We start from the raw sequence: 17,959 nt of genomic DNA on the forward strand, positions 1-17,959 counted from the left end.
ATCCTGCTTCCGTGGATTCCATTCCTTCCTGCGAAAACCAGGAAGACCTGGTCAGCATGGGGGCCCATGCCGCCCGGAAAGCCGGAGAAATCGCCTTCAACGCACGCCGGGTGGTGGCCACGGAAATCCTGGCCGCCTGCCAGGCCATCGACCTGCGGGAAGGGGAAGGCTTCAAACTGGGGGCTGGTACCCAGGCTGCCTATGATGCAGTCCGGAAATCCAATGACTTCATCGCTTACGACAAGGACATCGAAATGTTCAAGGAACTGGAAAAGATCACCAACCTGGTCCAGGAAGGCGGTATCCTGGATGCAGTAGAGGACAAGGTGGACCTGAAGTTCTTCTGAGAAATCCCATAACCATCCCTCTGGAGGCTGTTGCTTTTGCAACAGCCTCCATTTTATGCACAAAAAAAGACTGCCGCAGTTGCGGCAGTCTTTTGGCTGCAAAAATCAGAAGCAGACTTTGTTGGGGTTCAGGATCAGGTTGGGGTCGAAGACTTCCTTGATGCCCTGCATCAGGGAAATGGTGGTGTCGCCCAGGTTTTCTGCCAGGAACTGGACCTTGCCGAAGCCGATGCCGTGTTCCCCGGAAATCTGGCCGCCCAGTTCCGTGCATTTGGCGTACAGCAGATGCATGAACTGTTCCACGGATTTCTTGAATTCCATCAGATCCATGTCGTTGGCACAGGTGTAGATGTGCAGGTTGCCGTCCCCGGCATGGCCGAACATCTTCACTTCGAAGGGGAAGTCTCCCTGGATTTCCTTGATGTACAGGACAAAATCCGGGATCTTGGATACAGGGACCACCACGTCACATTCATCCAGCAGCTTGAACTGTTCTTCGATGCCTTCCAGGAAGGAGGAACGGGCTGCCCAGGTCTTTTCCAGGAACATGGGAGTATCTGCCACCAGCACATCCAGGGCACCGGCTTCCAGGAGCATTTCTGCCGCTTCTTCCACCTGTTTGTCCAGCAGGTCCCGGTCGTTGGAATCCAGGGTCACCAGGAGATAGGCACCCACTTCCTGGCCTTCCACTTCTTTCGGGAAGACGCTTTTGCCCATGTAGGCTTCGGAAGATTCCAGGATTTCCTTTTCGAAGAATTCCAGGGTCTGGGGATCCAGGCCGGAATGTTTGATGGCCGGCACGGCACCGATGCCGTCAGCCAGTTCCGCAAAGGGAACGATCAGGGTTACATGGCATTTGGGCGGGGCAATCAGTTTCAGGGTCAGTTCCGTAATGATCCCCAGAGTGCCTTCAGAGCCGATGATCAGGTTCAGCAGGCTGTAGCCGGAAGAGGTCTTGGAGACGGGAGCCCCCAGATGGATCACTTTCCCGGTGGGCAGGACCACGGTCATGGCTTGGACGTAATCCCGGGTGGTGCCGTATTTTACGGCCCGCATGCCTCCGGCGTTGGTGGACACGTTGCCTCCCAGGGTGGCGAATTTTTCGCCCGGATCCGGGGGATAGAACATCCCGTGGGCCAGGGCGTCCTTGGACAGGGTGTCCAGCAGGACCCCGGGCTGTACCCGCACGTTCATGTTCTTTTCGTCATAGCCCAGGATCTGGTTCATCCGGGAGGTGCACAGCACCAGGCCCCGCTGGACCGGAGTGGCTCCGCCTGCCAGGCCGGTGCCGGCGCCCCGGACGGTGACCGGGATGTGATGTTCGTTGCACAGCTTCATAATGGCGGCGATTTCTTCGGTGCTTTCCACATCGATGGTGGCTTCCGGCATGCCGATGCCGTAAATGGGCATATCATCATGGGTGTAGTCCGGGTTGATGTCTTCGCCGGTGATCACCCGTTTTCCAGAAATTTCACGGAGTGCTTCCAGCACATCCGGTGTAATCGGATTGTATTCGATCATTGTACAAGCTCCCCCTTCGGTTCTATAAAAAGAAACATGGGGATAGTATAATCAATTTCTTACGGACTGTAAAGAACTTTCTTAATATTTGGTAATCCGTGAAAACTTATCCATCCACCGGATACAGAATCTTTTCAGAGAAAGCAGACGAAAAGGGGAAACCTATAGTATAATGAACTATAAAACATGATGGAAAGGGTAAGTGTGGGTGGACCATGGAACAACCAATCGGGAAAAAAATCATACTCAGCCTGGCCCTGGCAGGAAGTCTCTGCCTGCCGGTACTGGCAGATGCAGCAGCACCGGTGCATGACCTGCGGACTTTTGCTCAGACAGACGGAACGGAACCGGCTGCCGGCTCCGGAGAAACGGCTCTGGCTGACAAAAAGGGACCGGCCAAGACCGGAACCCAAAAGCCGGGGATGGAAGCAGCCGGGAAGGACAGTGTCAATCCGGTCCAAAAAGCCGATGATCTGCGCCGGACCCGAGAAGTGGACTTTTCCCTCCAGCGGGGTCAGCTGCTCAGCGAAGCCATCGGGGATATTGACGGAGATGGCGTGGAGGAAGTGGTGGATCTTATGGGGAATCCCCTGGTGGATAAATCCAGCTACATGGGGGATATGTACCTGATCGTCCGGGAAACCGGCGCTGCCGGGGCCAACCGGGTGAAATACTACTACCGGCCTCAGAACCTGGGAGGCTACAATGCCTACCTGACCCTTGCGGATGTGACTGGAGACGGGTATCCGGACGTGATCATTGCTGCGCCCAGCGGCGGCTCCGGCGGGATGGTCTCCTACCGGATCCTGGATGTGATCGACGGGAAGCTCCAGGAGGTGTTCGGCCAGGAAGAGAACCGGGGGGTGTCCATGGTGGGCACTTATCTGCCGGATTACCGGGCCAGCCTGTCCTTCCCGGATCTGAAACAGGACATGGTGCTGGATCTTTCCGGGGAGAAGGACGCCTACCGGAACCTGAACGTGTACAATGAGGACGGCAGCCTGAAAGAATCCGGCCTGCGGCCCTATATCCAAAACCTGAGTCAGCTCAGTGCCCTGGACGTGAACGGGGACGGGGTGGATGAAGTGATCACCATCCAGAAGGTGCTGGGGGTGCTGAACGCGGACCCCCTGGGCTATGTACGGATTGTGTGGGAATACCGGGCCGGAGGCTGGGAACCCAGGAACGTGGGGTTCCAGGCGGAGCTGTACACCAAACCCACCTATACCAGCGGAGACAAGGTCACCGGAGAAAGCGGCTACGAAATCGTTTCCCTGAAGGTGCCGGCGGAAAACGGGGCGGTGGAATATCCCCACTTCCAGAAGCTGGATGGGAAACTGGCCTGGAAACTGAACCATGGCATCGAATCCTTTGTCCGGAATCAGCTGAAGAACGTGTCCATCGGCACCCGGTTGAACCTGGATTATGATGTGAAATACAGCGGCCGGCACTATGCCAGCATTATGGTCCTGGGGCTCCTGACGGAACGGGACAAGAGCCAGGCCATTACCCGGTGCTGGAACTTCAATATGGATACCGGAGAGGAAGTGGCCCTGAAGGACATGATCCGGCCCTGGGGAAAATTCTGGCGGATGGTGGAAAAGGAAACAGCCGCCGGCGGACTGCTGCTGAAGCCGGAAGACGTGACTGGCTATTACTTCGATGGAGAGGCTCTGGGCCTTTTGTACGGTGACCAGAAGGAATACGATCTGGAGGCGGAAAAGGTCCTGCCGTTCCTGACGAAAAACCGTCCCGGGGAAGTATTTTTGACTAGCCAGTCAAATGAAGAAAACGTGAAAAAAGAAGTAAAAAACGTAGAAAATAAAGAAAAAACCTCTAAATAACAGGTTTGAATCTGGAAATTGCATACGATATAATATACAAGGTTTTCTATAACTGTTTCACGATTGCAGTACATGCCCGCAAGGGCAGGATTTTAGGAGGATTGTCCATGTTAGGAAAGAAAAAAGCGATATCCATCGGGATGGCTCTCCTTCTGCTGGTAGGCGTTGCCGGCTGCGGCAGCAAGACCACACCGGCGGCGGGAGACGTGGCTGTAAAGTCCATGAAGGTCATCAAGCGGGATACCCCCATTACCTATGATTACACCGGCTTCGTGGAAGCGGCCAATGACGTGCAGATCAAGAGCAAGGTCACCGGTACCATTGTCCAGAAACTGGTGAACGGCGGGGATTATGTGGAAGCCGGTCAGCTGCTCTATGTAATCGACCCCCGGAACTATCAGAATTCCGTGCTGAATGCCCAGGCCAATTTGGCCAATGCCCAGGCCACTCTGGCCAATGCCCAGCGGGATGCCGCCCGGTACCAGACCCTGTATGAACAGGGGGCTGTAAGCAAACAGACCGCGGACCAGTACAACACCCAGCTGGCTCAGGCCCAGGCTGCCGTGGATGCCCAGTCTGCCATCCTGGCTTCTTCCCAGGTGGATGTAAGTGATACCCAGATCGTGGCTCCTTTCTCCGGGAAGATCGATACCAATCCTCTGGCGGAAGGTTCTTTCGTAACGGCCAACTCCACGGTGCTCACCACCATTTCCGGCAGTGATCCCATGCGGGTGCGGTTCTCCGTATCCCAGGCGGATTACCTGGATATCATGAAAGGGAACACCAACAACGGCACCAAGCTCCAGAACGTGACCATGAAGCTCAGCGACGGCACCACCTATCCGGAAAAAGGTTCCGTGACCCAGGTGGACCGGGGCGTCAGCGACACCACCGGTACCCTGACCCTGAAGGCGGAGTTCCAGAATCCCAACGGGGTGCTGCTGCCCGGTATGTTCGCCAACATTTCCGTGGTGGGTTCCACGGTGCCCAACGCCATCCTGGTGCCTCAGCGGGCTGTCACCGACGTGATGTATAAGCATTTCGTCTATGTGATCAACAGCGACAACACCGTCAGCATGAAGGAAGTCCAGCTGGGGGCCCGGATCGGGAAACTGTGGCTGGTGAAGAGCGGTCTGGACGGTACGGAAACCGTTGTGGTGGAAGGGGTCCAGAAGCTGAAGGAAGGCGCCAAAGTCAACGCTTCCCCTATGACGGAAGCGGATCTGGATACCACCGACACGACCCAGACCAGCGGGAAGTAAGGAGGTAAAGTAGAGTGGCAAAGTATTTCATTGATCACCCTGTATTTGCCTGCGTCATAGCCATCATCATCACTCTGGTGGGAATCATTTCCGCCTACAACCTGCCTATTGCCCAGTATCCCCAGATCTCCAATCCCCGGATCAGTGTGCGGACCAACTATGTGGGGGCCAGTGCGGAGGTTGTGGAACAGTCTGTGGCCCAGGCCATTGAAAAGCAGGTCAACGGGGTGGACAGCATGGTGGATATGAACTCCACCAGTGACAACCAGGGCAACTACACCCTGGACGTAAAGTTCGAACTGGGGACGGATCCGGATATGGACTCCGTCAAGGTGCAGAATCGGGTAGCCCAGGCTTCTGCTTCTCTGCCCAGTGAAGTAAGCACCTACGGGGTCACCACCAAGAAGGAATCGGCGGAAACCATCATGTATTTCGCCCTGACTTCCCCCAACGGCACTTATGACACCCTGTTCATGAAAACCTATGGGGCCACCCAGTTCGTGGATGCCCTGAAGCGTGTGAAAGGGGTATCTGAAGTCAGCGAATATGGACCGGAACTGTCCATGCGGGTATGGCTGGATCCCATGAAAATGGCCCAGCTGGGCGTGACGGCGGCAGATGTAAAGAATGCCATTGCCAGCCAGAACGTCCAGGCACCTGCTGGGAGCATCGGGGCCCGGCCCAATGAGGCGGATCAGGAATTCCAGTATTCCGCCCGTGTGAAAGGCCGTCTCTCCACTGCGGATGAATTCGGCAACATCATCATCAAGAACAGCAGCGGGAATCTGCTCCGGGTAAAAGATGTGGCCCGGGTGGAATTCGGTCCCCGTGACGACAGCGTTACCTCCAAACTGGACGGAAAGAACGCCATGAACTACGCCATCAGCCTGAACACCGACGCCAACGCCCTGGAATCCGTGGCAGAAGTGAAGAAGGTGCTGGCGGAGGCGGAAAAGAACTTCCCGCCGGATCTGAAACTGACCATCGTACAGGACAACACCGAATATGTACGGGAATCCCTGAAGGAAGTGGTGGTCACCCTGGTGGAAACCCTGGTACTGGTGGTGCTGATCACCTGGGTGTTCCTGCAAAGCTGGCGGGCCACCCTGGTTCCTACCCTGGCCATCCCGGTTTCTCTGTTGGGAACTTTCGGGTCCTTCATCATTTTTGACTTTACCATCAATACACTGACACTGTTCGCCCTGGTGCTGGCCATCGGGATCGTGGTGGACGACGCCATCGTAGTGGTGGAAGCCGTGGAACACAATGTGGATGCCCTGGGGATGGATCCCAAGGAAGCCACCTACAACGCCATGCGGGAAGTATCCGGAGCCATTGTGGCCACTGCCTTCGTACTGCTGGCCGTGTTCCTGCCCGTAGCCTTCCTGAGCGGGATCACCGGGGTACTGTACAAACAGTTCGCCCTGAGTATCGTGGTGGCTCTAAGTATCTCCGCCGTAGTGGCCATGTCTTTGAGCCCCGCCGTGTGCGCCATGGTGATCAAACCCAAGGATCCCAACGGCAGCAAAGGATTCCTGGGCAAAATGTTCGGCTATTTCAACCGGTGGTTGGAACGGACCACCGGCAAATACGTAAAGAACGTGAAACGGCTGCTCCGGCATTTCAAACTGGGGCTGGTGGGACTGGCCATCGTCTTTGTGCTGATCGGCATGTTCTTCAAGCTGATCCCTTCCTCCTACCTGCCTGATGAAGACCAGAGCTTTGCCATGATGACGGCTTCTTTGCCGGAAGCGGCTTCCACCAACCGGACCACCAAAGTCACCAATGAAATGGTGGAAGAGATCCGGAAGATCCCCGGGGTGAAACATGTACTGCAAATCGTGGGCATCGATGTACTGTCCATGGGCAGAAAGCCCAATGCGGCCATCATACCGGTAAAACTGGATGATATCCAGAACCGGACCACGGAGGATACGAGTGTATTCAGCGTCCTGAAAAAGCTGAACATGATGGGTGCCCAGAACCCGGCGGCCACTTCCATGGCCTTCAACCAGGCCGTACTCCCCGGTCTGTCCAACACCGGGAGCCTGAGCCTGTACATCATGGATACCACCGGCCATGACACCAACACCATGGCCAAAGATGTGCAGACCATCCTGGGCAAGCTTCGGCAGCGTCCGGAACTGGCCACCATCTACACCACCTTTACCGATAATACTCCGGCCCTCCAGTTCGATGTGGACCGGGCCAAGGCGGAAAGCCTGAACGTGCCGGTATCCAGCGTATTCACCGCCCTCCAGGCCAACCTGGGCGGCAGCGAAGTCAACGACTTCAACCTGCTGGGCAAGACCTGGAAAGTGGTCATCCAGGCTGATCCCAAATACAGAGGGGATGTAAAGAGCTTCTCCAACCTGTATGTGGCCAGCACCACCGGGTCCCTGGTGCCTCTGAGCGCTTTGGTAACCAGCAAGGAAATTCCGGCTGCCCCAGTTATCACCCGGTTCAACGGGGCCCGTGGGGCCAAGATCGCCGGGTCTCCGGCCACCAACGTGTCCACCGGTCAGGCCATTGCCGCCATCGAAAGCGTGCTGAACAGCGAACTGCCCAGTGGGTATACCTACCAGTGGACGGACCAGAGCCGGGACGAAAAAGCCGCCGGGAACTCTTCCTTCATGATGTTCGGGATCTCCTTGGTGTTCGTGTACCTGTGTCTGTCCGCCCTGTATGAAAGCTGGACCCTGCCTCTGGGCATCATCTTCGCGGTGCCTTCCGCCGTTATGGGCGCTGTAGGCTTCCAGTTCCTCCGGGGGCTCACCAGTGATATCTACATGCAGATCGGGCTGATCGTGCTGATCGGGCTGTCCGCCAAGAACGCCATCCTGATCGTGGAATACGCCAAGATGAGAGTGGACGACGGCTGGGCTGTCATGCCCGCTCTGGTGGATACGGTTACGGTCCGTCTCCGTCCTATCCTGATGACTGCCTTCTCCACGGTCATCGGGGCTGTGCCTCTGGCCTGGGCCAGCGGCGCCGGTGCCGGCAGCCGTACCTCCATCGGTACCGCCATCATCGGCGGCATGATGGCTTCCACCTTCCTGAGCCTGTTCCTGGTGCCGGTCCTGTTCCTCACCATCGAAAAGGTCTTCCATCCCAAGGTGCCTGTAGGCTCCGTGGATGATCCGATTCCGGAAGAAAAGAAATAACGTGGTAAAGGACTGCTGCATTGCAGCAGTCCTTTACTGTCAATAGTCAATCGACAATTGAAAAGGGGCTGTTGCGTATGCAGCAGCCCCTTTTTTCTCCAAAAATCTTTGCTTTTTTTCATTGGAACGGATATAATAGTTTTTATTCTTGATTGTGTAAGGTGAAGGACACGTGAAACAAACAAATGGTACGAAAAAACTGCTCATTCAGGTCTGGCACCTGACCCGCAGCTATTGGAAAAGTGAAGAAAAGAAAAAAGCCTACGCCTTACTGCTGGCCATCCTGGTGCTGACCCTGGCGGTGGTGGCCATGCTGGTGCTGCTGAACCAGTGGAACAACGCTTTCTACACCGCACTCCAGAACTACCAGACAGAAGAAATCTTCCACCAGCTGAAGCGGTTCACTGTGCTGGCTTTTATCTATATCATCCTGGCCGTTTATGCCTACTACCTCCAGCAGGTGCTGGTGCTGAACTGGCGGCGCTGGCTCACCAACCGGTACATCGACCGGTGGCTCCAGCACCGGACCTATTACCGGCTGGAAATGTTCGGGAAGGAAATGGACAACCCGGACCAGCGGATCAGTGAGGACGTGAATCTGTTTGTCACCAAGACCCTGGGGTTCTTTGTGGGGATCGTGAAGGCCCTGTGCACCCTGGTTTCCTTTGTGGTGATCCTGTGGCAGCTGTCCGGTCCCTTTTCCTTTGCCTTTTTGGGCCGTACCTGGCACATTGCCGGGTATATGGTCTGGGTGGCGGTGGCTTACGCCTCTGTGGGAACCTGGCTCACCCACCGGGTGGGCCACAAGCTGGTGGCCCTGAACTTCTTCCAGCAGCGCCGGGAGGCGGATTTCCGGTTCAGCATGATGCGTATGCGGGAAAATGCGGAAAGCGTGGCATTCTATCAGGGAGAACAGCTGGAAGGGAAAGTGTTCAAGAAACGCTTCGCCCTGCTGCTGGACAACTTCTGGAAAATCGTCCTGAAGCAGAAACAGCTGGTGTGGCTGAATTCCGGCTATTCCCAGATTGCCATCATCTTTCCTTTTGTAGTGGCCATTCCCCGGTTCCTGCGCCGGGAACTGACCCTGGGGGGCCTGATGCAGGTGGCCACGGCCTTTGGCCGGGTCCAGGATTCCCTGTCCTACTTTGTGGACATGTACGCTTCCCTGGCGGAATGGCAGGCGGTGGTGGACCGGCTCACGGGGTTTGAGGAAGACATGGTCCGGGTCCAGGAAGCCGGCAGCCAGAGCCATGTGGAACGGGTGGAAAGCACCGGCGGCGCTGTCCGTCTGGAGCCTCTGGAAGTGGACCTGCCCAACGGACAGCCCATCCTGAAACCTCTGGACCTGACCCTGGAGCCGGGCACCAATGTGCTGATCAAGGGCATCAGCGGCAGCGGGAAAAGCACTCTGCTCCGGGCCCTGGCGGGGATCTGGCCCTTTGCCCGGGGAAAGGTAGCCCTGCCGCCCCAGGATCAGCTGATGTTCATTCCCCAGCGGCCCTATCTGCCCTTGGGGACTCTCCGGGATGCGGTGCTGTATCCCGGCACCCGGGAATTTTCCGACGAAACCCTGAAGGAGGCCCTGGAACAGTGCCGGATCGGGTATCTGACAGTCCATCTCCAGGAAGAAGGGGACTGGTCCCATGTGTTCTCCATCGGGGAACAGCAGCGGCTGGCCTTTGCCCGGGCCCTGCTTTATCAGCCCCGGTGGCTGTTCCTGGATGAATCCACTTCCGCCCTGGATGAGGAAACGGAAGGGGCCCTGTACCGGACCCTGGGAGAAAAGCTGCCTGGGACCACCCTGGTCAGCGTTGGACACAGAAGCACGCTGCTCCGCTATCACCAGCGGGTGCTGGCTTTGGATAAAGAAACACATACAGCTTCTCTGGAAAGTGCGGAGAAGTGGGAAGAGCGCCTGCGGGCTCAATGAAAAAGGGGGAAGTTTGTTTATGAGTATTGCGTTGCTGAATCAGATCGACAGCTTTGTCTGGGGACCGCCCTTGCTGGTCCTGTTGGTGGGGACCGGGATTTTCCTCAGCTTCCGGCTGGGTTTCCTGCAGATTTTCCGTCTGCCCCGTTCCCTGAAACTGATCTTTTCCGCGGAAAACCAGGGAGAAGGGGACATCGATTCCTTCAAGGCCCTGTGCACCGCCCTGGCTGCCACTGTGGGCACCGGGAACATTGTAGGGGTGGCTACGGCCATCAAAGCCGGGGGGCCGGGGGCCATCCTGTGGATGTGGATCGCCGCCTTCTTCGGCATGGCCACCAAATATGCGGAAGGCTGCCTGGCAGTGAAATACCGGACCGTGGATGACAAGGGACAGATTTCCGGGGGCCCCATGTACTACATTGAAAACGGGCTGGGCCGGGCCTACCGGCCTCTGGCCATTGCTTTCGCCTTCTTCGGGGTACTGGTGGCCTATTTCGGCATCGGGACCTTTGCCCAGGTGAACTCCATTGTCCAGATCACCCAGCTGAATGCCGGGATCCCGGTGGAATACACCGCCGTGGTGCTCACCATCCTGGTGGCGGCCATTACTCTGGGAGGCCTTCAGAGCATTGCCAAGACCGCATCCAAGGTGGTGCCGGCCATGGCTGTAATCTACATGGCTTCTACCCTGGGCTTCCTGGTGATCTTTGCGGACAAAGTGCCGGGGGCCATTGCGGAAGTGTTCTATGATGCCTTCCATCCCACGGCGGCAGTAGGGGGCTTCCTGGGAGCCAGCGTGCTGTTCGCCATGCGGAACGGGGTGGCCCGTGGGGTATTCTCCAACGAATCCGGCCTGGGGAGCGCTCCCATTGTGGCCGCTGCTGCCAAGACCAAATGGCCGGCGGAACAGGGAATGGTTTCCATGACCGGTACCTTTATCGACACCATTATCATCTGCACCATGACCGGTTTGGTGGTGGTGATCAGCGGTCTGTGGAAAACGGATCTGAACGGAGCCGCACTGACCAATGCGGCGTTCCTCCAGGCTTATCCCCACTTCGGGGGCTACATGCTCATGGTGGGGCTGGTGCTCTTTGCCTTCACCACCATCCTGGGCTGGAACTACTACGGAGAACGGTGCATGGAATACCTGGTGGGGGTCAAAGGGATCATGCCCTACCGGGTGGGCTTCATCCTGCTGGTGGGCTGCGGGGCCTTCCTGAAACTGGAATCCATCTGGATCCTGGCAGATATCGTAAACGGCCTTATGGCCATCCCCAACCTGATCGCCCTTCTGGGCCTGTCCGGTGTGGTGGTGTCCGAGACCCGGAAGTATATGGAGCATGTGAAAGAGGAAAAGAAGAATGGTTCTGCTGCCTGAGCAGCAGAACCATTGACCATTGACAAAACGGAAGTCTCTCTGGGACTTCCGTTTTTCAAATTGTCATGGAAAGAAGAAAATAGTATAATGATAGGGCGAAAAAGGAACTGTTATTTTTGAAAGGAGATTCAACATGAAAGCTCGTACTATTGTCAATGATATATACGAAGTGGGGATCCGGGACTGGACCCTCCATGACTTCCACGGCTTTGCCACTCCCCGGGGGGTCACCTACAACTCCTTCCTGATCATGGATGAAAAAATCTGCCTGATCGACGGGGTGAAGGCTCCCTTCGCCGGGGAACAGCTGAGCAACATCCGGACCATTGTGGATCCGGAAAAAATCGACTACATTGTAGTGAACCATGTGGAACCGGACCATTCCGGAAGCCTGCCGGCTCTGGCCCGGGCCTGCCCCAATGCCACCTTCCTGATCACGGTCCAGGGGGCCAATGAACTGAAAGAACATTACGGGGATATCTTCAAGACCCAGATCGTGAAAAAAGGGGATACCGTAAGCCTGGGCAAACGGACCCTGGCCTTCCAGCCCATTCCCATGCTCCACTGGCCGGATTCCATGGTCACCTACTGCCCGGAAGAACAGATCCTGTTCTCCAGCGATGCCTTCGGGCAGCACTACTGCTGCAGCAAGCTGTTCGATGACGAAACCGAAGTGGAAAACATGTTCTTCGAAGCCCAGAAATACTTCGCCAACATCCTGATGCCCTACCGGAAACTGGTACCCAATACGGTGAAACTGGTCCGGAGCCTGCCTCTCAAGATGATCTGCAGCTGCCACGGCTGCATCTGGCGCTCCCACATCGACGACATCCTGAGCCGGTACGAATCCTGGGGCAAGGGTGAAACCGTGGACCGGGTACTGGTGGTATTCGACACCATGTGGGGCGGCACCGCCGCCATGGCCCGGGCCATGATCAAAGGCATCGAAAAGCAAGGAATGCGGGTGAAGCTGTACCGGTATGAAAGCAGCCTGAAGGCGGATATCGTCAGCGACCTGCTCACCGCCAAAGGGATCCTGATCGGTTCTCCCACCCAGAATTCCGGCATGATGCCCACCATCGGCGGGTTCCTTACTTACCTGAAGGGCCTGAAACCCACTGGCAAGAAGGCCGCTGCCTTCGGGACCTACGGCTGGGCCGGCGGTGCGGAAAAGGATATGGAAGCCATGATCAAGGAGTCCGGCATGGAACTGCTGCCCGGGTACAATGTGAAATGGCGTCCGCTGCCTGCTGAACTGGAAGCGGCAGAACAGTACGGCTACGACTTTGCGGAAAAAGTCAGCAAGGGAGAATAAAATCTGCCGGAACCAGCGGACCGGATGCCAAAAGGCGGAAGGCGCTGACCGGGACAACGGGAAAGGGGTTGTCGCAGCTGCGGCAGCCCTTCCCTTGTATCAGGAGGAACCATGGAAGATTTCATTGTGGGACGGAATGCGGTGCGGGAAGCCCTGCGCAGCGGCCGGCCCTTCAACAAAGTGCTGATCCAGGAAGGCAGCCACGGGGGCAGTCTCAGCGAGATCCTGGAACTGGCTCAGGAACGGAAGATCCCGGTGGAAAAGGTGACCCGGGAAGCCCTGGACCGAATTTCCGACGGGGTCCGTCACCAGGGGGTGGCGGCCCAGGGGGCGCCGGTGGCCTTCCAGGATCTGGATACGGTGCTGGCCCGGGTGGAAAGCCGGGGAGAAGTGCCCCTGCTGCTGCTCCTGGATGAACTCCAGGATCCCCAGAATGTGGGAGCCCTGATCCGGACCGCCAATGCGGCTGGGGTCCACGGGGTGCTGCTGCCCCAGCGCCGGAGCTGCCCTCTCAACGGAGTGGTGGCCAAGATTTCTGCCGGTGCCATTGAATATGTGCCGGTGATCCAGATCGGCAATATTGCCCAGACCATGAAGCAGCTGAAAAAGCGGGGCTTCTGGATCGCCGGGGCGGATATGGACGGGGAATCCCAGTATTTCGACGCCAACCTTACCGGCCCCATGGTGCTGGTGGTGGGGGCGGAAGGCAAGGGCCTGGGCCGTCTGGTGAAAGAAAACTGTGACTTCATCGTCCGCATCCCCATGCTGGGGCAGGTGTCCAGCCTGAATGCCTCTGTGGCAGGCGGGATCCTGCTCTATGACATTGTCCGGCAGCGGATCCTGGAAGGGCGGAAGAAGCCGTGAAGGGTGCAGAGTAAAGAGCACAGAGGCTGAGGCAGGCGGCATGCAGCCCCTCGGTCTCAACATCAGAAGGAGCACAAAACACACCAGAGGGGGCGTGAACTGTTGCAGGAAGAACTGCGGAAAGTCTATGACACCCTGTCCGACGAGGAGCTGATCCAGCTGATCCAGGACCGGGATGACCGGCAGGCTCAGGAGTATCTGCTGGACAAGTACAAGGAATTCATCCGGATCCGGGCCAGCCGGTATTTTCTGGTGGGGGCGGAAAAGGAGGACATCATCCAAGAAGGGATGATCGGCCTTTTCAAGGCCATACGGGATTACCGGCCGGGAAAGCAGGCTTCCTTCAAGGTCTTTGCGGAAGTCTGCGTGAACCGGCAGATCATTTCTGCCATCAAAAGCGCCACCCGGCAGAAACATCGGCCTCTCAACTGTTATGTGTCCCTGGACAAGCCGGTGTTTGAGGAAGGCAAGGAACGGACCCTGTTGGACATGCTGGGGGGAAGTCACGGAGTGGATCCGGAAAATCTGCTGGTGGACCAGGAAGCCTTCAATGACATTGAGCGGAACGTCAGTGCCATGCTCAGCAGTCTGGAATGGCAGGCCCTGTGCAAATACCTGGAAAGCAAAAGCTACCAGGAGATTGCCCGGGAACTCCAGCGGAGCACCAAATCCATTGACAACGCTCTTCAGCGGGTAAAACGGAAACTGGAAAAATATCTGGCCAGCCGGAACCATGAACTGGACCTGATGACACTGAACAAGGGACTTTTGATTATGGCAGCCAAGGAACATCTCCGGACCAGCCATAACAAGAATGATAGAATTGAAACAATCTGACAATTCGCTGGCCGGTGAAAAGAAGAAAAAAACTCTTTTGCAGGAATTCTCTTTTCTCACGGCGAATAACATGGTATAAACAGCGGAAAATCCATGCATCTAAGGGAGGGCGATACACATGAGTCAAATGGAAGAATTTCTGAAACAGGTGGAAGCCGTACAGGCAAAGGATGAAAAGGTCCTGGTCGTTACCGGGAAACCCGGCAGCGGCAAAAGCAAACTGCTCCGGGAAGCGGCGGAAGCCAAAGGCTGGGATTATGTGGATACCCGGCTTTTGATCACCGAAGAATTCCTGAAGCTGCTGCCCAGTGAACGGAAGGAAAAAGCTCCGGAAATGCTGACGGAAGAACTGTCCGGCCACCGGGGAGATGTGATCCTGCTGGACCGGGTGCAGACGCTGTTCGTTCCCGTGTTCCACATTGATCCCAAGAGCGTCATCGATGCCCTGGGGAAAGCCTATACGGTAGTGCTGGCCTGGCCCGGTTATGTAAACGACGGGCTGCTGTGCTATGACAAGTTCGACGGCACGGAATCCATCCGGATCTCCGCCGCGGACTATACGGTGTGGGAAGTGGAATAACAGCCAGGAAAGGGTGAAGTCCAATGCAGGAAAAGAAAAGGGGAACCCTGGCGGTCCTTACCGGCGGAGGTGACTGCCCGGGCCTGAACGCCGTGATCCGGGCCGTGGTAAAGACGGCCATCCATCATGGATTTGAGATCTACGGCATTTCCAATGGCTTCCACGGGCTGATCTGCAACGACATGAAGCTGATGGGCCTGGAAGATGTTTCCGGGATCCTGCCCCGGGGCGGGACCATCTTGGGAACCACCAACCGGGACAATCCCTTCCATTATGCCGCCGGAGAAGATGAAAAAGGCAATGTGATCTATGAAGACCGGCGGGAAGATGTGGTCCGGAACCTGAAAGACCACGGCATCGGCTGTCTCATCGTCATCGGCGGGGACGGCAGCCTGAAGATCGCCTATGATCTCCACCGGTTCTGCGGGGTGAACGTAGTGGGGGTCCCCAAGACCATCGACAACGATCTGCCCTGCACGGAACGGACCTTCGGCTTCGATACGGCCATGGCCATGGCCACGGAAGCCCTGGACCGGCTCCATACCACGGCGGAATCCCATCACCGGGTGATGGTGCTGGAAGTCATGGGCCGGTATGCAGGCTGGATCGCCCTCCATTCCGGGATAGCCGGGGGAGCGGATGTGATCCTGATCCCGGAAATCCCCTATGACCTGGATGCGGTGATCCGGAAAATCCGCCGGCGCCAGCAGAATGGGAAGAAATTCAGCATCATCACTGTGGCGGAAGGGGCCAAACCCATCGGGGGCCAGCTGACCATTGCCCGGATGGTGAAGGAAAGTTTCGAACCTATCCGGCTGGGTGGCATCGGGGAAAAACTGGCCCGGGAAATCGAAGAGAAAACCGGCATCGAATCTCGGTGCACGGTTCTGGGCTACCTCCAGCGGGGAGGCTCTCCCACCGCCTACGACCGGGTGCTTTCCACCCGGTACGGGGCAGCGGCTGTGGAAGCCTGTCTGGATGAGGAATACAATGTGATGGTTTCCCTCCAGGCCAATCAGATCGTCCGGGTACCCATTGCCCAGGCGGCCTCCAAACCCCATCAGGTGCCGGTGGATTCGGACATTGTCCGGACCGGCCGGGAAGTGGGGATTTCTTTCGGGGACGAAAAGCCGGAAGAATGACTTTCTGAACAACCAAAAAAGAGAAGCACAATTTTTCTTAAACTCAGGGGAAAAATCCGTGTCTTCTCTTTTTTTTTTGCTCCGGATGCCATATAATGAACAAGTTCTTAAAACGAAATGGAATCTCAGACGAAGAAGAGAAGAAGGAGTGTGCATTGTGAGTGAAAATCTGATTGCGGTGCTGTTGGGCATTGTGGAAGGCCTGACGGAATTCATCCCCGTATCTTCCACCGGCCATATGATCATTGTGGGCCATATGATCGGCTTCGAAGGGAACCTGGCCAAGATCTTTGATGTAGTGATCCAGCTGGGGGCCATCCTGGCGGTGCTGGTGCTCTACAAGGAACGGTTCGCCCGGTTCCTGACCAAAGAGGGCTGGCAGCTGGGAAACGGGCTCACCGGCTGGCATATTGCCGCCGGCTGCGTGCCCACCATGGCTTTCGCCTTCCTGGTCCACTCCTTCATCAAGAAATATCTGTTCTCTCCGGCTACGGTGGCCATCGGCCTGGTTCTGGGGGCTTTGCTGATGATCTATGCGGAACATCGGATCAAGGGCCATGAAAAGGAACTGGTCCAGGATGTGGATCACATCAGCATCCGGCAGGCCCTGTACATCGGCTTCTTCCAGTTCCTGTCCCTGTGGCCCGGGTTCTCCCGGAGCGGCTCCACCATGGGAGGAGCCCTGCTGGTGGGGGTGAACCGGAAGGCCGGGGCGGACTTTACCTTCATCATGGCCCTGCCCATTATGGTGGCGGCCTGCCTGTTTGAACTGCTGAAGAATCTGGCCGGTCTCAGCGCCGGAGACCTGACGGTGCTGGCCATTGGGTTCGTCACTGCCTTCGTGGTAGGGTACCTGTCCATTGTCTGGTTCATGAAATTCCTCCAGCGGTCCACCCTTACCGCCTTCGGGATCTACCGGATCCTTCTGGCCCTGGTGACGGTCTGGTATTTTTATCTGTGAGAAAAGGGGCGGCTGCCGGTGCAGCAGCCCCCTTTTTTTCGGTTTATAAAATTCCTTACACTTTTTTTGAAAAACCTGTTGACAAAAACCCCATGTTCCTTTATACTTATCCTTGTTACGAACGAAAAGCGCTGGCATAGCTCAATAGGTAGAGCAACTGACTTGTAATCAGTAGGTTGAGGGTTCAATTCCTTTTGCCAGCTCCAAATATTCGTGACAGACAAATGTGGAGAGATTCCCGAGTGGTTAAAGGGAGCAGACTGTAAATCTGCCGCCTCTGGCTTCGAAGGTTCGAATCCTTCTCTCTCCACCAAACATCGCGGGGTGGAGCAGTTGGTAGCTCGTCGGGCTCATAACCCGAAGGTCGTTGGTTCAAGTCCAGCCCCCGCAACCACATGCTGATGTAGCTCAGATGGTAGAGCGTATCCTTGGTAAGGATAAGGTCACCAGTTCGATTCTGGTCATCAGCTCCAATTATGGCGGCGTAGCTCAGTTGGCTAGAGCAGTCGGTTCATACCCGGCCTGTCCGCGGTTCAAATCCGTGCGCCGCTACCATTACCAACACAGCCCCGTAAAGGGGCTATTTTAAAATCCAAAAAAATATTCAGAAAGCGTTGGGAGGTATTCTAATGGCTAAAGAGAAATTTGAAAGAACCAAACCCCATGTGAACATTGGGACCATCGGTCACGTTGACCACGGCAAGACGACCCTGACTGCGGCCATCACCAAGGTGCTATCCGAAACTCCGGGCTGCAAGGCCACTTTCGAAGCCTATGCTGATATCGATAAGGCTCCGGAAGAAAGAGAACG

14 protein-coding genes and 5 tRNA genes are annotated in these 17,959 nt (G+C 56.5%); 18 read left to right on the plus strand and 1 reads right to left on the minus strand.

What is annotated here, in order from left to right:
- The coding region (locus tag QVO43_RS01120) for an aromatic amino acid lyase (protein WP_288174269.1) at positions 1-347 on the plus strand (347 nt) is incomplete at its 5' end.
- A 105-nt stretch (positions 348-452) separates the two neighbouring features.
- Here the strand turns inward: QVO43_RS01120 and QVO43_RS01125 are convergent.
- Positions 453-1,868 (minus strand): FAD-binding oxidoreductase, encoded by a 1,416-nt coding sequence (locus tag QVO43_RS01125; RefSeq protein ID WP_022486786.1) that lies wholly within the window; start codon positions 1,866-1,868, stop codon positions 453-455.
- A 215-nt stretch (positions 1,869-2,083) separates the two neighbouring features.
- On the opposite strand from QVO43_RS01125, the gene QVO43_RS01130 reads away from it, so the two are divergent.
- The 17 genes from QVO43_RS01130 to QVO43_RS01210 all read left to right on the plus strand — a co-directional run.
- The gene (locus QVO43_RS01130) at positions 2,084-3,712 is read left to right on the plus strand and encodes an FG-GAP repeat protein (RefSeq protein ID WP_022486787.1); all 1,629 of its coding nucleotides are present in this window, start codon (positions 2,084-2,086) and stop codon (positions 3,710-3,712) included.
- A 107-nt stretch (positions 3,713-3,819) separates the two neighbouring features.
- Complete coding sequence (locus QVO43_RS01135) at positions 3,820-4,974, plus strand: efflux RND transporter periplasmic adaptor subunit (RefSeq protein WP_022486788.1); 1,155 nt, start codon at positions 3,820-3,822, stop codon at positions 4,972-4,974.
- Positions 4,975-4,988: 14 nt separating this feature from the next.
- Positions 4,989-8,138, plus strand: coding sequence for an efflux RND transporter permease subunit (locus tag QVO43_RS01140; protein ID WP_022486789.1), 3,150 nt, complete (start codon positions 4,989-4,991; stop codon positions 8,136-8,138).
- A gap of 172 nt (positions 8,139-8,310) precedes the next feature.
- On the plus strand, positions 8,311-10,068 hold the full coding sequence (locus QVO43_RS01145; protein ID WP_022486790.1) for an ABC transporter ATP-binding protein/permease: 1,758 nt from the start codon (positions 8,311-8,313) through the stop codon (positions 10,066-10,068).
- Between the two features lie 19 nt (positions 10,069-10,087).
- On the plus strand, positions 10,088-11,449 hold the full coding sequence (locus QVO43_RS01150) for an alanine/glycine:cation symporter family protein (RefSeq protein WP_022486791.1): 1,362 nt from the start codon (positions 10,088-10,090) through the stop codon (positions 11,447-11,449).
- Between the two features lie 133 nt (positions 11,450-11,582).
- On the plus strand, positions 11,583-12,764 hold the full coding sequence (locus tag QVO43_RS01155; RefSeq protein WP_022486792.1) for an FprA family A-type flavoprotein: 1,182 nt from the start codon (positions 11,583-11,585) through the stop codon (positions 12,762-12,764).
- Positions 12,765-12,875: 111 nt separating this feature from the next.
- Positions 12,876-13,628, plus strand: coding sequence for a 23S rRNA (guanosine(2251)-2'-O)-methyltransferase RlmB (rlmB, locus tag QVO43_RS01160; protein ID WP_022486793.1), 753 nt, complete (start codon positions 12,876-12,878; stop codon positions 13,626-13,628).
- Positions 13,629-13,730: 102 nt separating this feature from the next.
- Positions 13,731-14,465, plus strand: a complete 735-nt coding sequence (sigH, locus tag QVO43_RS01165; protein ID WP_022486794.1) for an RNA polymerase sporulation sigma factor SigH — start codon at positions 13,731-13,733, stop codon at positions 14,463-14,465.
- Between the two features lie 118 nt (positions 14,466-14,583).
- Positions 14,584-15,045: a BREX-3 system P-loop-containing protein BrxF gene (gene brxF, locus QVO43_RS01170; RefSeq protein WP_022486795.1), complete on the plus strand. Its 462-nt coding sequence runs from the start codon at positions 14,584-14,586 to the stop codon at positions 15,043-15,045.
- A gap of 23 nt (positions 15,046-15,068) precedes the next feature.
- Positions 15,069-16,187, plus strand: coding sequence for a 6-phosphofructokinase (locus QVO43_RS01175; RefSeq protein ID WP_022486796.1), 1,119 nt, complete (start codon positions 15,069-15,071; stop codon positions 16,185-16,187).
- A 157-nt stretch (positions 16,188-16,344) separates the two neighbouring features.
- A complete protein-coding gene (locus QVO43_RS01180) occupies positions 16,345-17,148 on the plus strand; it encodes an undecaprenyl-diphosphate phosphatase (protein ID WP_022486797.1) in 804 nt (267 codons plus the stop codon).
- A 130-nt stretch (positions 17,149-17,278) separates the two neighbouring features.
- Positions 17,279-17,354 (plus strand) — tRNA-Thr (locus QVO43_RS01185).
- Positions 17,355-17,376: 22 nt separating this feature from the next.
- A tRNA-Tyr gene (locus QVO43_RS01190) sits at positions 17,377-17,461 on the plus strand.
- 5 nt (positions 17,462-17,466) lie between these two features.
- Positions 17,467-17,542 (plus strand) — tRNA-Met (locus QVO43_RS01195).
- A 3-nt stretch (positions 17,543-17,545) separates the two neighbouring features.
- Positions 17,546-17,621, plus strand: a tRNA-Thr gene (locus tag QVO43_RS01200).
- Between the two features lie 5 nt (positions 17,622-17,626).
- Positions 17,627-17,703: transfer RNA gene (locus QVO43_RS01205), tRNA-Met, on the plus strand.
- Between the two features lie 74 nt (positions 17,704-17,777).
- Positions 17,778-17,959, plus strand: a 182-nt coding sequence (locus QVO43_RS01210; protein ID WP_288174282.1) for a GTP-binding protein, incomplete at its 3' end; no start/stop codon positions are given.

The sequence above is a fragment of the Acidaminococcus sp. CAG:542 genome, from assembly GCF_000437815.1.
In the GTDB taxonomy this organism is placed as follows: Bacteria; Bacillota; Negativicutes; order Acidaminococcales; family Acidaminococcaceae; genus Acidaminococcus.